The following is a 14,307-nucleotide window of genomic DNA, read 5'->3' on the forward strand; positions in this document are numbered from 1 at the left end:
TAGTCGCGCCACCTGACCGAGTCCCCCCGGTTGTCGAAGGGGTGGTGGTGGCGTCCTACAGGGGGCACAACGCACACCCGGTCCCGGGGTGTTCCGCCGGGCCTGCGCGTTCGCCCTGGGCGTACAGCCGGAGGCCGGTCAGCGGCGTCGCTGGCAGCCACCGCACCAGAACAGGTTCCGCCCCGCCACGACCCGGGTGCGGATGCGCGCGCCGCAGCGGGGGCACGGCTGCCCGTCGCGCTTGTAGACCGAGGACGTCCGCTCCTCCAGGTGGGGCACCTCGCCCCGGCCGAGGGCGGCCTCGACCTCGAGCACCTGGTCCTCGACGGTGACGATGCGCCCGGTGGCCACCCCGAGGGGCAGCAGGCGCACGAGGTCGTCCCAGACCAGCGACCACGAGGCGCGGCGGAAGCGCCGGCCCTCGGTGGCGGGCGACAGCCGCTGCCGGAACAGCACCTCCGAGCGGTACACGTTGCCCACCCCGGCCAGCACCGACTGGTCCATCAGCAACTCACCGATGCTGCGCCCGGAGCGCGAGATGCGCCGCCACGCGACCTCGGGGTCGCTGTCGGGGCGCAGCGGGTCCGGCCCCAGGCGGCCCAGCACGGCCGCCACCTCCTCGGGGGTCACGACGGCGCACACCGTCGGGCCGCGCAGGTCGGCCACGTGCTGGTCGGTGGCCAGCCGCATCCGCACCTGGCCGACGACGGGCGCCTCGGCGGTCCAGGCGCCGTGGTCGACGGTGAAGGTGCCGATCAGCCCGAGGTGCACGTGCACCCAGGCGTCGCCCTCGAGCTCGAGGAAGAGGTGCTTGCCCCGCGAGGTCACGCCGAGGACCCGGCGGCCGCTGACCAGGGCGGCACCCTCGGCGAAGCGGCCCTGCGGGCTCGTGACGACCGGTGAGGTCCCCGCGAAGGCCGCGTGCAGGTCGCGCGCCAGGGCGTAGAGCGTGTCCCTCGGGCATGCCGGCATTCTGCGGCACCACGGGCCCGCGCGGGCCGGAGACCCCTACCCGTCGGGGGCTGAGAGACCCCTGAGCGGCACCGGCGAGCCGCCCGTCGCCGCCCCGCCACCGGACCCCTCCCGCGGCTAGCGTGCCGCCGTCACGTTCCGCTGCGAGGAGAACCCCATGACCGTCCGCACCCTGTCCCTCGGCCGCCGCGCCACCGTCGCCACCGCTGTGGTCTGCTCCGCCCTCGTCGGCGGCGGTGTCGCCTACGCGGCCACCGCCCAGCCCGCCATCCGGACCACCACGCCGCGGCACGCCGACCAGGTCACCAACATCGACGTGCTGCGTCAGCAGATCCGCAACTACTACGGAGACCCGCTGGGCACCGGCACCTTCGCCCCCGACGGCAACTACGCGCTCGAGGCGGAGTCGGTGGCCCGCGCGGGCCAGCGCTGGCTCGACGCCCGCCGCCACGCCGGGACGCGCGGCTCGGGCGCCACGAAGGCGATCGTCCTCGACGTCGACGACACCAGCCTCACCACCTGGAACTACGAGGTCGCGAGCAACTGGGCCTACAACCCGGCCACGAACGGGCAGTTCGTCACCGAGCAGCGCTTCCCGGCCACCCCGGGGATGGTCGCGATGGCCACCCACGCCGCCCAGGAGGGCTACGCGGTGTTCTTCCTGACCGGCCGCCCGACCTCGCAGGAGGCCGCGACCCTGGGCAACCTCACCGCCGACGGCGTCGGCGTCGACGCCGGCTTCCCGGCCCCGACCACGCTCCCGGACGGCGAGGACGGCCTGTTCACCAAGCCCGACGTCGCGGCCTACCCCGACTACCTGAAGCAGGCCTGCGCCACCGACCCGGGCGGCAAGTGCACCACCATCCACTACAAGGCCGCCACCCGCGCGCACATCGAGTCGCTGGGCTACGACATCGTGGCGAACTTCGGCGACCAGTACAGCGACCTGGTGGGTGGGTACGCCGACCGCACGTTCAAGGTGCCGAACCCCAACTACTACCTGCCGTGACCCACGCCGCCTGATCGCGGGCTCAGGCGGGGAGCCGGAAGCGGCCGCCCCGCACCGGCTCGACCAGGCCGTCCTCGACCAGCCCCGCGAGGCACCGGTCCGCCTGCTCCCGGTGGCGGGCCGGGTCGAGGCCGGCGGCCTCGAGCGCGCGGCCCACGAGGTCGTCGCGCGGTACCGACCGGCTCGTCTCCCGGAGCACCTGGACGAGTGCTCCCCGGACCTGCCGGTCGGTGCCGTGCCACGCCTGCCCCCGGCGCGGCGGCCCGTCGTCGGGCGGGCTGCCCGCGGCCACCCAGGCACAGACGTCCAGCAGGGGGCACTCCGGGCAGCGCGGCCCACGGGCGCGGCAGACCACCGCCCCGAGCTCCATGACGGCGACGTTCCACCGCACCGAGGTCGCCACGTCGGCCGGCACGGTCGCGGTGGCCAGGCGGGTGTCGGCGGCGGTGAGGGCGGGCGCGGCGTGGGCCCGTCCCTGCACGGCTCGGGCCAGCACCCGTCGCACGTTGGTGTCGACCACCACCGTCCGCCGCCCGTGCGCGAACGCGGCGACGGCGGCCGCGGTGTACGAGCCGACCCCGGGCAGCCCGCGCAGCGCCTCCTCGGTGTCGGGCACCCGGCCGTCGTGCTCGCGGACGACGGCCACGGCCGCCTCGCGCAGCCGCAGCGCCCGCCGCGGGTAGCCGAGCCGGCCCCAGGCCCGCACCACCTCGCCCGGGGTCTCGGCGGCCAGCGCGGCCGGGGTCGGCCAGCGCTCCATCCAGGCCCGCCACACCGGTTCGACCCGTACCACCGGGGTCTGCTGCAGCATGATCTCGCTGACCAGGACTCCCCAGGCGTCCGTGCGGCCGTCGCGCCACGGCAGCACGCGCCGATGCGCGTCGAACCAGGTCAGGACCCGCTCGTGGAGCACCGAGACGGGAGCCGCCACGCGGGGAGCGCCCGGCACGTCAGACGTAGCGCTCGAGGATGCTCGTCTCGGCCAGGCGCGAGAGGCCCTCACGGACCAGGCGCGCGCGGCCCTCGCCGACGCCGTCGACGTCCATGAGGTCGTCGATGTTGGCCGCCAGCAGCTTCTGCAACGAGCCGAAGTGCACCACGAGCCGCTCGACGATGGCACCGGGCAGGCGCGGCACCTTCGAGAGCAGGCGGTGCCCCAAGGGGCTGACCGAGGAGTCGAGGGAGTCGCCGACCACCGTGAAGCCCATGGCCTTGGCGCCGGCCGCCGGGTCGAGCAGCTCGGTGCTGTCGATGGCGGTCAGGTTGGCCACGGCCTCCTCGTGGGAGTAGCCCGCCTTGGTCTCGGGCAGGTAGTCGCGGATGACCAGGCCCAGGTCGTCGGACAGGCCGCCGGTGAGCTCCTCGAGCTGGAGGCTGAGCAGGCGCCCGTCGGTGCCGAGCTGCACGACGTACTCGGCGATCTCGTCCTTGATGCGGCGCACCATCTCGAGGCGCTGCAGGACGTTCGCGACGTCGCGGACGGTGACGAGGTCCTCGATCTCGAGGGCCGAGAGGGTGCCGGTGACCTCGTCGAGGCGGGACTTGTAGCGCTCGAGGGTCTGCAGGGCCTGGTTGGCGCGGGACAGGATGGCGCTGGAGTCCTCGAGGACCACGCGGCGACCCGCGACGTAGAGCTGGATGATGCGCATCGACTGGCTCACCGACACCACGGGGAAGCCGGTCTGCTTGGCGACGCGCTCGGCGGTACGGTGCCGGGTGCCCGACTCCATGGTCTCGATGCCGGCGTCGGGCAGCAGCTGGGTGGCGGCGCGCAGGATGCGGGTGACGTCGCGGTCGACCACCACCCCGCCGTCCATCTTGGCGAGCTCGCGCAGGCGGGTGGCGGAGAACTCGATGTCGAGGGGGAAGCCGCCGGTGGCGATCTGCTCGATCACCCGGTCGTGGCCGAGGACGATGAGGGCGCCGGTACGGCCGCGCAGGATGCGCTCGAGGCCGTCGCGCAGCTCGGTGCCGGGGGCGACGGCCGCGAGCGTGGTGCGCAGGAGCTCGTCGTCATTGGGCGAGCCGGCCATGCGTCCTCCTCGGTCGTGGGTGGTCCCCGGTGCCGGGGCGGATGACGCCGACGGTCCCGCAGGATCCTATCCGGCGTCGTGTCACGGCGCGGTCTCGATCTCGGCGCCCGGATGGGCCGGCCGGGAGGGGGCGGTCAGCGGCCCGGGACGTCGTGCAACGCCCGGCCGACGGCCTCGGCGACGGTGCCGACCTCGAGCACCGAGATGCCCTCGGGCACCGGGCCTGCCCCCAGCACCCCGGGGGGCACGACGGCCCGGGTGAAGCCCAGTCTTGCCGCCTCCGCGAGCCGGCGGTGCGCGCCGGTGACGGGGCGGACCTCACCGGCCAGCCCCACCTCACCGAACGCGACGGTCCCCCCGGGCAGCGGCCGGTCGGTGATGGCGCCCGCCAGGGCCAGGGTGACGGCCAGGTCGGCGGCGGGCTCGGTGAGCCGCACCCCTCCGACGGTGGAGAGGTAGGCGTCGCTGCCGCCGATGGGCGCCTGGGCCCGCTTGTCGAGGACGGCCAGGACCATGTTGACCCGGGCGGCGTCGAGCCCGCTGGTGGCGCGGCGCGGGGTGGCCAGGCTGGAGGCGGTGACCAGCGCCTGCACCTCGGTGACCAGTGGCCGACGCCCCTCGAGGGTCACGGTGACGCAGGTGCCGGGGACCGACGCCGTGCGCCCCGAGAGGAACAGGCCGCTGGGGTCGGTGAGACCCACGATGCCGACGTCGGAGAGGTCGAAGCAGCCGACCTCGTCGGTGGGGCCGTAGCGGTTCTTGACGGCGCGCACCAGCCGCAGCCGCGAGTGCCGGTCGCCCTCGAACTGCACGACGACGTCGACCAGGTGCTCGAGCACGCGGGGGCCGGCGATCGAGCCGTCCTTGGTGACGTGGCCGACGAGGAGCACGGCGATGCCGCGGGCCTTGGCGACCTGGATGAGGGAGGCGGCGACCTCGCGGACCTGCGCGACGTTGCCGGCAGAGCCCTCGACCTCGGCGCTGGAGATGGTCTGCACCGAGTCGACGACCAGCAGCTCGGGCTCGACCTGCTCGACCTGGCCGAGGAGCGTGCCGAGGTCGGTCTCGGAGGCGAGGTAGAGCGTGCGCGCCATGGCCTCGATGCGTTCGGCCCGGGACCGCACCTGGGCCGCCGACTCCTCGCCGCTGACGTACAGGACCCGGCGCTCGCCGTGCTCGCCCGAGCGGGCGGCCCGGCCGGCGACGTCGAGCAGGAGGGTGGACTTGCCGATGCCGGGCTCGCCGGCGACCAGCACCACGGCGCCGGGGACCAGCCCGCCGCCCAGCACCCGGTCGAACTCGGCCACCCCGGTGGGGCGCGCGGCCGCGCGGGTCAGGTCGACCTCGCCGATGGGGACCGCAGGGCGCTCGACCGTGGTGGCACTGGTGCGGGCGGTGACGCCCCCGGTCTCGCCGACCGAACCCCAGGCCTGGCACTCGCCGCAGCGGCCGACCCACTTGGCCGTCTGCCAGCCGCACTCGCTGCAGCGGTACGCTGCGGTGCCGCGAGCGCTGCGTCGTGCCGTCGTCCCTGCCATGCGGCCGACCTTACGGTGCGCCACCGACACCGACCGCGCGGGCACGACGAAGGCCCCGGACCGGGGTCCGGGGCCTTCGTGGTGGTGCTGGTGTGCGGTGCGTCAGCCGGCGACGACGTCGAGGTCGACGCTCGCCTGGACCTCCGGGTGGAGGCGGACGAGCACGGTGTGCCCGCCCGTGGCGCGGATCGGGGTCGGGACCTCGATCCGGCGGCGGTCGAGCTCGGGCCCGCCCGCGGCCTTGACGGCGGCCGCGATGTCGGCGGTCGAGACGGCGCCGAAGAGGCGGCCGCTCGTGCCGGCGTGCGCGGTCACCGTGACCGGCTTGGACTCGAGGTTGCCCTTGATGGACTGCGCCTCCTCGAGCGAACGCACGGCGCGGGACTCGCGCGCCTTGGCGATCGAGTCGACCTGCTTCTGTCCGCCCTTGGTCCAGGCGGTCGCGAGGTCGCGCTTGAAGAGGAAGTTGCGCGCGTACCCGTCCTTGACGTCGACGACGTCACCGGCGGTACCGAGGCCGGAGACCTCGTGGGTGAGGATGACCTTCATCGTTCGATGCTCCTTGGCGTCGGATCAGCGGGGCGAGCTCGAGTACGGCAGGAGCGCCATCTCGCGGGCGTTCTTGACCGCGTTGGCGATGAGGCGCTGCTCCTGGACGGAGACACCGGTCACGCGCCGGGCGCGGATCTTGCCGCGGTCGGAGATGAACTTGCGCAGCAGCGCGACGTCCTTGTAGTCGATGTTCTCGACCTTCGCCGCCTTGAGCGGGTTGGCCTTCTTCTTCGGCTTGCGAATGGCGGGCTTGGCCATCGTGGTGCTCTCCTTCTGCCGGGCGGGCCCGGCGGATGAGCCCTGGTCTCCCAGGGATGGATGTCTGGTGGTGCGTTCGGTGCGGTCGGGGCCCGGGGGCCCCGACGATCAGAAGGGAGGCTCGTCGTAGCTCGGTGCCTGGCCCCAGCCGCCGCCCTGCTGGCCACCCTGGGCCGGCTGCTGCGGGGCCGGCTGGCCACCGCCGAAACCGCCCGGCTGGCCGCCACCCTGAGGACCGCCCTGGGGGGCGGAGCCACCGGTGGCCCACGGGTCGTTCTGCTGGAAGCCGCCGCCACCGCCGAAGCCACCGCCGCCGCCGCTCCCGCGCTCGGCCTTGGTGACCTTCGCGGACGCGTACCGCAGCGACGGGCCGACCTCGTCGACCTCGAGCTCGATGACGGTGCGCTTCTCGCCCTCCTTGGTCTCGTACGAGCGCGACTTCAGCCGCCCCGTGACGATGACGCGGGTGCCCCGGTGCATGGACTCGGCCACGTTCTCGGCCGCGTCGCGCCAGATGGAGCAGCGCATGAAGAGGGTCTCGCCGTCCTTCCACTCGTTCGACTGGCGGTCGAACTGGCGCGGGGTCGACGCGACGGTGAAGTTCGCGACGGCCGCACCGGAAGGGGTGAAGCGGAGCTCGGGGTCGGCGGTGAGGTTGCCGACGATGGTGATGGTGGTGTCGCCTGCCATGACGGGTGTCCCTTCTGGGGTTGGTCGTTGACCGGAGACCGCAGGCTCAGGCGCCGGGGCGCATGAGCTTGGTCCGCATGATCGACTCGTTGAGGCCGAGCTGGCGGTCGAGCTCCTTGGCCGTGGCCGGCTCGGAGGTGAAGTTGACGACGGCGTAGATGCCCTCGGCCTTCTTCTTGATCTCGTAGGCCAGGCGGCGCCGGCCCCAGACGTCGATCGTGTCGACGGTGCCACCGTCGGTCGTGACGACCTTGAGGAACTTCTCCAGCGAGGGCTGGACGGTCCGGTCGTCGAGCTCGGGGTCGAGGATGACCATGAGTTCGTACTGACGCATGCGTTAACCCGCCTCCTTCGGTCTGAGCGGTCACGGTCCTTCCGTGACAGGAGGGTATGCATCGTCGCCCACAACGACCCGGGATCTGTCCACAGGGCGTTCGGAGGGCAACCGCTCAAGGGTACCCGCCGGTGGGGGCACCTCCCAACTCGCGCGGGCCCAGACCACCCACGCCAGGCGGCCGACGGCCAGCAGCCGCAGGGACAGGGCGGTCGCGTACCACCCGGCGGGCAGACCCTTGGCGGGGTCGGTGGCGGCGTCGAGCCAGGTGTACAGGGCCACCGCGTGGGCGGCCTCGGCGCCCGCCCACACGAGGTGGTCACGCCAACGGATGCCGGCCAGCGCCACGAACGGCACCAGCCAGACGGCGTCGGCGGGCCGGAACGAGGCGCCGGTGAGCAGCACCACCACCACGCCCAGCAGGGCCAGGTCGGCGGCCACCGGGCGCGGGCGCCGGGTGGCCAGGACCGCGACCAGGCCGCCGGCGAGCAGCATCCCGAGCAGCGAGACGACGGCCACGGGCACCGACCCCAGCGGATGGCGCGCCAGCTCGGGGACGAACCACGGCGATCCCGCATCGGCCCCGCCGCCCCACCAGGCCGAGAGGGGCCGCAGGACGAGCCCGAGGTCGACGGCCGCGACCGGGCCCACCACCAGGAGCAGCGCCGTCCCTGCGGCGCGCAGCAGGCGGCGCACGGCGTCGGCCACGCCCACAGGCGGGCACAGCGCCACCGCGAGCAGGACCAGGAGGGCGGGCCGTCCGCCCAGGACCGCGACCCCCAGCAGGGCCCCCGCGAGCTCGGGCCGCCGGCGCTGCCACGCCCACAGGCCGCCCACGGCGAGCGCCACCGGGACGAGCTGCACCGACAGCAGGACCGAGACGGCCAGCACCGGCGACAGCGCGAGGGCCACGGCGTCGGCCCGCGGGGTGTCGCGCACCGTCGCGACCGCCACGACCAGCCCGGCCAGCAGCACGGCCGCCGCGACCGCCCAGAGGACCAGCACCCCCCGCTGCTGCTGGAGGCCCGACCCTGGCGCCAGGGTGGTCAGCGCCGACGTGACGAACCCCGGCACGAGGGGCAGGTCGCCGCCCACCCGGCCGGTCAGGTAGGCCAGGAGGCCCTGGGGCCCGTCGACGCCGACCGCGGTCATCAGCGGCGAGGCGCACTGCCGCCACAGCGCGGCGCGCCCGGCCCAGCCGTCGGCGGCGCACGACGCCTGCCGCAGCGCGGCCACCCCGAGGGGCAGCACGAGGAGCAGCACCAGGGCGGGGGGGACGCCCGTGCGAGCCGGTCGCCGCGCGGCACGCACGCCGCGCGGCCCCCCGATGGCCGTGAGGAGGCCTTCGGGGAGCCGGGCGCGCAGGCCGGGACCGACGCTCACCGCGACGGCGGGGTCAGCTCGGGCCGGGTGTCGGCTGGAGCAGGGTGACGGTCGTCGACGGGGACGGGCCCGGCGACGTCGGCGGCCCGTTGGTCTTGCTCGGGGTCGGCGTGGGCGGGGGTGCGACCGTCGTGGGCGGTGCGCTGGTGGTCGGCGGCGCGCTCGTCGTCGGCGCCGGGGCCTGCGTGGTCTGCGGAGCCTGGGTGGTCGTGGGGGTCGGCGGGAGGGCGTCCTTGTTGATGTGCGCCGGCGCCGGGAAGTCGGCCACGGGCAGGCCCGCGAGCGCCGCCTTCATGTAGGCGGTCCAGATCCGCGCCGGGTAGGTGCCTCCGGTGATGTCGCCGTCCTTGGGCAGGTTCTCCATGGGCAGCTCGTCGCCGGTCTTGGCATCGGACCGGTAGAGGCCCACGGCCGTGGCCAGCTGCGGCACGTACCCGTCGAACCAGGCGGACCGGAAGGACTCCGACGTCCCGGTCTTGCCGGCCGCCGGGCGGCCGAGGTTCTGGCCCACGTACTGCGCGGTGCCGCCGGGCTTGACCGGCTGCTGCATCGCGTCGATCACGTCGGCCATGAGCTTGGTGTCGAACACCTTCTGGGTCTTCTTCTCGACCTTGATGGTCGGGATGGAGGAGTCCTGGAAGCGGATCTCGCGCACGAAGTACGGCTCGGCCCGCACCCCCTGCGCGGCGATGGTCGCGTAGGCGTCGGCCATGTCGACGACGGTCACGTAGTCGGTGCCGAGCACGTTGGACATGTTGGGGGCGAGCTTCGAGCGCACCCCCGCGGCCTGGGCGGCCTTCATGGTGTTCTCGGGGCCGGCGATCTTGTTGACCTGCGCGAACACGGTGTTGACCGAGTGCTGGGTGGCGGTCAGCAGGTCGATGCGCCCGAACTGCTCGTTGCCGAAGTTGGTGACCCGGCCGCGCCGGGCCGCCTCGGTGGTGCCGTTGGGGTCGGCGAAGTCCGGGAAGTACTGGGGGCTGGAGCCGTCGAAGCGGCTCGCGGTGCTGACGTCGCCGGACTGGAGGGCCGCGATGAGCGAGAAGATCTTGAAGGTCGACCCGGCCTGCATCTTGGCCTGCGAGGCGTTGTTCAGCGGGCGCCTGGCGAAGTCCTCACCGCCGTAGAACGCCCGGATGGCCCCGTCACCCGGGGTGATCGACACCAGCCCGGTGTGCACGTCGGCCTGGGCGGGCTTCTCGTCCGCGACGGCCTTGATCGCCGCGTTCTGCTTGGCCCGGTCGATGGTGGAGACCACCCGCAGGCCGCCGCGCTGGATGTCGGACTCGGTGAGCTTGTACTTGTTGACCAGCTCCTTCTTCACCAGGTCGACGATGTAGCCCTGCACCCCGCTGAGCTTGCGGGTCCGCGGCTTCTGGACCTCGGGGAAGGTCGCCTTCGCCCGTTCGGCCGGGGTGAGCCACTTCTGCGACACCATCGCGTCCAGGATGTAGTTGCTGCGGCTCTGCGCGTTGGCCTTCTGCTCGGCCCCGAGGGAGGGGTCGTAGAGGGAGGGCCCCCGGATGACCGCGGCCAGCAGCGCGGACTCGGCCGGCGTGAGGTCCTTGGCCGACTTGTTGAAGTAGGCCTTCGAGGCGGTCTGGATGCCGTACGCCCCGCGGCCGTAGTAGATGGTGTTGAGGTAGTTCTCGAGGATCTGGTCCTTGGACTGCTGCTTGTCGATCTTCAGCGAGATGAGGATCTCGCGGGCCTTGCGCGTGATCGTGCGGTCCTGGGTCAGGAAGTAGTTCTTCACGTACTGCTGCGTGATGGTCGAGCCGCCCTGGGTCGCCGAGCCGCCCTTGACCGCGACCCAGATCGCCCGTGCGATGCCCGTGGGGCTGATGCCGCTGTTCTGGTAGAAGTTGCGGTCCTCGGCCGCCAGGATGGCGTGCTGCATGTTCGGGCTGATCTCCGACAGCTTCACCGACTCCCGGTTGCCGCCGTCGTCCGACAGCCGGGCCAGCTCGTTCTTGCCGTCGGCGTAGTAGACGATGCTCGCCTGGGCCGTGACCATCTCGTTGGGCTTGGGGATGTCGGTCATCGCGTAGGCGATCCCGATCCCGATGGCGCCGAGGACACCCAGGGCCAGGACCCCCCAGAGGCTCCGCTTGAGCCAGACCCGCCGGCGGGACGGCCGGGCCGCGGCGCCTCGGCCGCGGGGGGCGGTGGAGGCGCCGCGGGAGGCACGGGCACGCCGGGCGTCGGCTCGGGTACGGGGCTGTCGATCGCTCATGGGGCCTTCGGGGTCGGGGCGCGAAGAGGGCGCGGCTGAGCCACGTCCGCAGGCAAGTATGACCGCCCAGCCTGGGAAAACCCCAACGACGGGGACGGAGACGTGCCGTCGACCGGGGGCCGGCCCGCCCACCCGGCAGCGCCGGACGAAGGGTGTCGCGACCCCCACCCGTATGTATCGCTCCGATATATCGGTGCTACCGTTCGCCGGGGAACGTCAGAGCAGGGCCGGTCGGTCCCCAGCTCGTCCCCGGGAAGGAGTCGTCGTGGTCACGCGTCGCGCACACCTGCTGGAGCTCGCCGTCCTCGGCCTGCTCCACGAGGGCCCGACCCACGGCTACGACCTGCGCCGCCGGCTCAACACCGCGCTCGGCCCCTTCCGCGCCCTGTCCTACGGCACCCTCTACCCCGCGCTGAAGTCCCTGCTCGGGCGCGGCCTGGTGGCCGAGACCGCCGACCCCGGGCCCAGCGGGCGCCGCGCCCGGGTGGTCTACGAGCTCACCGCCGCGGGCAAGGAGCACTTCGCCGAGCTCGTCGCCCGCTCCGACTCCAGCGCCTACGAGGACGACGGCTTCGACGTCCGCTTCGCCTTCTTCGCCCGCACCGAGCGCGACGTGCGGCTGCGCATCCTCGAGGGCCGGCGCTCGCGCCTCGAGGAGAACCTCGAGCGGGTGCGCGAGCGCTCCAGCCGGGGTCGCGAGCGCCTGGACGCCTACACCGCCGCGCTCCAGCAGCACGGCGAGGAGACCGCCGAGCGCGAGGTGCGCTGGCTCACCGAGCTCATCGACGCCGAACGGCGCCACCCCACCGACCCCGGCCCCCAGCCGTAGGCCCCGGGTCGCCGACCCCCCGTCGGCTCGGGACCACCCGTCCACCCGTCCATCCCGCTGCAAGCCCCCGTAGGAGAAAACCATGGGTTCCATCCGCGTCGCCGTCGTCGGTGTCGGCAACTGCGCGTCCTCGCTCGTCCAGGGCGTCCACTACTACCGGGACGCCGACGCGTCCACGACCGTGCCCGGCCTGATGCACGTCATGTTCGGCGAGTACCACGTGCGCGACGTCGAGTTCGTCGCCGCGTTCGACGTCGACGACAAGAAGGTCGGCAAGGACCTCGCCGAGGCCATCAACGCCTCCGAGAACAACACCATCAAGATCGCGGACGTCCCCACCACCGGCGTCACGGTGCAGCGCGGCCACACCCTCGACGGTCTCGGCAAGTACTACCGCCAGACCATCGAGGAGTCCGGCGCCGACCCGGTCGACGTCGTCTCGGTGCTGCGCGACGCGAAGGTCGACGTCCTCGTCTCCTACCTCCCGGTGGGCTCCGAGCAGGCCGACAAGTTCTACGCCCAGTGCGCCATCGACGCCGGGGTCGCGTTCGTCAACGCCCTGCCGGTCTTCATCGCCTCCGACCCCGAGTGGGCCGCGAAGTTCGAGGCCGCCGGCCTGCCGGTGATCGGCGACGACATCAAGAGCCAGGTCGGCGCGACCATCACCCACCGCGTCATGGCCAAGCTCTTCGAGGACCGCGGCGTGCGGCTCGACCGCACCTACCAGCTCAACGTCGGCGGCAACATGGACTTCAAGAACATGCTCGAGCGCGAGCGCCTGGAGTCCAAGAAGATCTCCAAGACCCAGTCGGTGACCTCGAACCTCACCGGGGCGCTGGCCGGCAAGACCAGTGACCGCAACGTGCACATCGGCCCGTCCGACTACGTGGCGTGGCTCGACGACCGCAAGTGGGCCTACGTGCGCCTCGAGGGTCGCGCGTTCGGCGACGTGCCGCTGAACCTCGAGTACAAGCTCGAGGTCTGGGACTCCCCCAACTCGGCCGGCATCATCATCGACGCCATCCGGGCGGCCAAGATCGCCAAGGACCGCGGCATCGGCGGGGCGCTGCTGTCGGCGTCGTCCTACCTGATGAAGTCGCCGCCGGAGCAGCGGCCCGACGACCTCGGCCGCGCCAAGCTCGAGGCCTTCATCGCGGGGACCGAGGAGCGCTGACCGCGTCGTCCTCGGTGCACGGGCGGAGCGGGCGAACCCCCTGCGGGTCGCCCGCTCCACCGCGTGCGGCCGGCCGTTCCTCCTGCAAGAGCTTTTCACGGATGAAAAGCAACGACCTGCGGATGCCAGAGTAGTGCGCCGTCGTCTCCGTAGGGGCTCACGAGCTGGGCAAGTTCTTCCCGACGGTGAGACGATGCGGGTGGGCCCCGTCCTCGGACCCCCGTAAGGAGCCGGCCATGGTCACCGAGCCGCCGTCCGCCGACGACACCACCGTGCCGCTGCCCGACATCGCGTCCGCCCTGAACCGGCTGCTGACGACCGTGAAGTGGCTGGACGAGGACGGCGTCCTGCGCGATCTCGACAACAACGTGCACCTGGCCCGCGCCGTCTCGGCCCTGCGGGGGCCCACCCCGCACGTGCAGATCCAGCGCATCCGCCAGGGGACCCAGCCCGACCCGCGCACCAGCGTGCTGTGGGCGGTCATCCAGGTGGTCAACGAGCACTCGCCGGTCGAGGTGACCATGGACTACTTCTTCGTCCCGGCCACCCGCGCCCGGGTGCAGCGCGAGCTCGACCTGGCCCTGGAGCGCCTCACGATGCAGGCCCGGGGGCAGCGCGGCTGACCGCCGCGGCTCGCTCAGTCGTGCGAGAGCGGGAAGGCCGAGCTGGTGACGAACACGAGCTCGACCCCGGGGGGCGGGTCGGTGCCCTCGGCGACCCGCCGCGCCACCGACCGGGCCCGGAAGCCCTCGAACAGCTCGACCAGGGCGGCGTCGAGCTCGTGCAGGTCATCGGCCGTGAGCCACAGCGAGTAGTCGCGCCCGATGGTGGCCGCGACCCACTCCTCGGGCCACTCACCGGTCTGCCGCTCGGCGTCGAAGCGGCGGATGCGGTTGATCCGGCGCTGGAGGGCGATCCAGTAGAGGTCCTCGAGCGCCCGGGCGACCGCGGGGTCGGAGCCGTCCTCCTCGGCCCACTCGATGGCCACCTGCGGGGCCTGCCAGACCGCCGACCGGCCCTCACCCTCGACCCGCTCGATCCACTCGCCGTCGGCCAGCGCGCCCAGGTGGGCCTGGATGCCGCGCCGGGCGGTGGGGACCAGCCGGGCGAGCTCGGCCGTGGTCATCGGCCGCTCGTGCACCTTGAGCTGCTCGAACAGGTCGAACCGCGCCGGGTCGGCGGACATCGCGTGCAGGTGCCGCAGGTGCCGTTCGGCGGTCATGGCCCAAACCCTACGGCCGGGACGACATCGGGGGCCACGCGCCCTCCGCGGGCGACGTGGGCGCCGAACTTTGCCAA

General features: G+C 73.2%; 15 protein-coding genes. 4 read left to right on the forward strand and 11 right to left on the reverse strand.

Annotation, left to right across the window (positions count from 1 at the left end; translation table 11 throughout):
* Positions 1-138: 138 nt before the first annotated feature.
* Positions 139-972: an Fpg/Nei family DNA glycosylase gene (locus ATL31_RS13765; RefSeq protein ID WP_101396271.1), complete on the reverse strand. Its 834-nt coding sequence runs from the start codon at positions 970-972 to the stop codon at positions 139-141.
* Positions 973-1,129: 157 nt separating this feature from the next.
* Here ATL31_RS13765 and ATL31_RS13770 point away from each other — a divergent pair, with 157 nt between their 5' ends.
* Positions 1,130-1,981 carry an HAD family acid phosphatase gene (locus ATL31_RS13770; RefSeq protein ID WP_101396272.1) on the forward strand — a complete coding sequence of 284 codons (852 nt, stop codon included), beginning with the start codon at positions 1,130-1,132 and terminating at the stop codon, positions 1,979-1,981.
* Between the two features lie 22 nt (positions 1,982-2,003).
* Here the strand turns inward: ATL31_RS13770 and ATL31_RS13775 are convergent, their stop codons facing one another.
* The 9 genes from ATL31_RS13775 to ATL31_RS13815 form a co-directional block, all read right to left on the reverse strand.
* Positions 2,004-2,912 carry an HhH-GPD family protein gene (locus ATL31_RS13775; protein WP_245862460.1) on the reverse strand — a complete coding sequence of 303 codons (909 nt, stop codon included), beginning with the start codon at positions 2,910-2,912 and terminating at the stop codon, positions 2,004-2,006.
* A gap of 19 nt (positions 2,913-2,931) precedes the next feature.
* On the reverse strand, positions 2,932-4,014 hold the full coding sequence (gene disA, locus ATL31_RS13780) for a DNA integrity scanning diadenylate cyclase DisA (RefSeq protein WP_101396274.1): 1,083 nt from the start codon (positions 4,012-4,014) through the stop codon (positions 2,932-2,934).
* Positions 4,015-4,148: 134 nt separating this feature from the next.
* Positions 4,149-5,552 (reverse strand): DNA repair protein RadA, encoded by a 1,404-nt coding sequence (gene radA / locus ATL31_RS13785; protein ID WP_101397663.1) that lies wholly within the window; start codon positions 5,550-5,552, stop codon positions 4,149-4,151.
* Positions 5,553-5,654: 102 nt separating this feature from the next.
* Complete coding sequence (rplI, locus tag ATL31_RS13790) at positions 5,655-6,101, reverse strand: 50S ribosomal protein L9 (protein WP_101396275.1); 447 nt, start codon at positions 6,099-6,101, stop codon at positions 5,655-5,657.
* Positions 6,102-6,125: 24 nt separating this feature from the next.
* Entirely contained in the window at positions 6,126-6,362 is a 237-nt protein-coding gene (rpsR, locus tag ATL31_RS13795; protein WP_055809865.1) for a 30S ribosomal protein S18, read from the reverse strand.
* Between the two features lie 108 nt (positions 6,363-6,470).
* Complete coding sequence (locus tag ATL31_RS13800; protein WP_101396276.1) at positions 6,471-7,052, reverse strand: single-stranded DNA-binding protein; 582 nt, start codon at positions 7,050-7,052, stop codon at positions 6,471-6,473.
* Between the two features lie 46 nt (positions 7,053-7,098).
* Positions 7,099-7,386 carry a 30S ribosomal protein S6 gene (gene rpsF / locus ATL31_RS13805; protein WP_101396277.1) on the reverse strand — a complete coding sequence of 96 codons (288 nt, stop codon included), beginning with the start codon at positions 7,384-7,386 and terminating at the stop codon, positions 7,099-7,101.
* A 30-nt stretch (positions 7,387-7,416) separates the two neighbouring features.
* Positions 7,417-8,769 carry a hypothetical protein gene (locus ATL31_RS13810; RefSeq protein WP_101396278.1) on the reverse strand — a complete coding sequence of 451 codons (1,353 nt, stop codon included), beginning with the start codon at positions 8,767-8,769 and terminating at the stop codon, positions 7,417-7,419.
* Positions 8,770-8,782: 13 nt separating this feature from the next.
* Positions 8,783-11,005: a transglycosylase domain-containing protein gene (locus tag ATL31_RS13815; RefSeq protein ID WP_101396279.1), complete on the reverse strand. Its 2,223-nt coding sequence runs from the start codon at positions 11,003-11,005 to the stop codon at positions 8,783-8,785.
* A 265-nt stretch (positions 11,006-11,270) separates the two neighbouring features.
* On the opposite strand from ATL31_RS13815, the gene ATL31_RS13820 reads away from it, so the two are divergent.
* From ATL31_RS13820 to ATL31_RS13830, 3 genes are all read left to right on the forward strand, one after another.
* Complete coding sequence (locus ATL31_RS13820; protein WP_245862463.1) at positions 11,271-11,834, forward strand: PadR family transcriptional regulator; 564 nt, start codon at positions 11,271-11,273, stop codon at positions 11,832-11,834.
* A gap of 82 nt (positions 11,835-11,916) precedes the next feature.
* Positions 11,917-13,008 (forward strand): inositol-3-phosphate synthase, encoded by a 1,092-nt coding sequence (locus tag ATL31_RS13825; protein WP_101396281.1) that lies wholly within the window; start codon positions 11,917-11,919, stop codon positions 13,006-13,008.
* Positions 13,009-13,244: 236 nt separating this feature from the next.
* Positions 13,245-13,631: a hypothetical protein gene (locus tag ATL31_RS13830; RefSeq protein WP_101396282.1), complete on the forward strand. Its 387-nt coding sequence runs from the start codon at positions 13,245-13,247 to the stop codon at positions 13,629-13,631.
* A gap of 14 nt (positions 13,632-13,645) precedes the next feature.
* On the opposite strand, the gene ATL31_RS13835 is transcribed toward ATL31_RS13830, so the two are convergent.
* Positions 13,646-14,230 carry a helix-turn-helix domain-containing protein gene (locus ATL31_RS13835; protein ID WP_101396283.1) on the reverse strand — a complete coding sequence of 195 codons (585 nt, stop codon included), beginning with the start codon at positions 14,228-14,230 and terminating at the stop codon, positions 13,646-13,648.
* Between the last annotated feature and the right edge of the window lie 77 nt (positions 14,231-14,307).

Source organism: Phycicoccus duodecadis (assembly GCF_002846495.1).
Taxonomy (GTDB): domain Bacteria; phylum Actinomycetota; class Actinomycetes; order Actinomycetales; family Dermatophilaceae; genus Phycicoccus; species Phycicoccus duodecadis.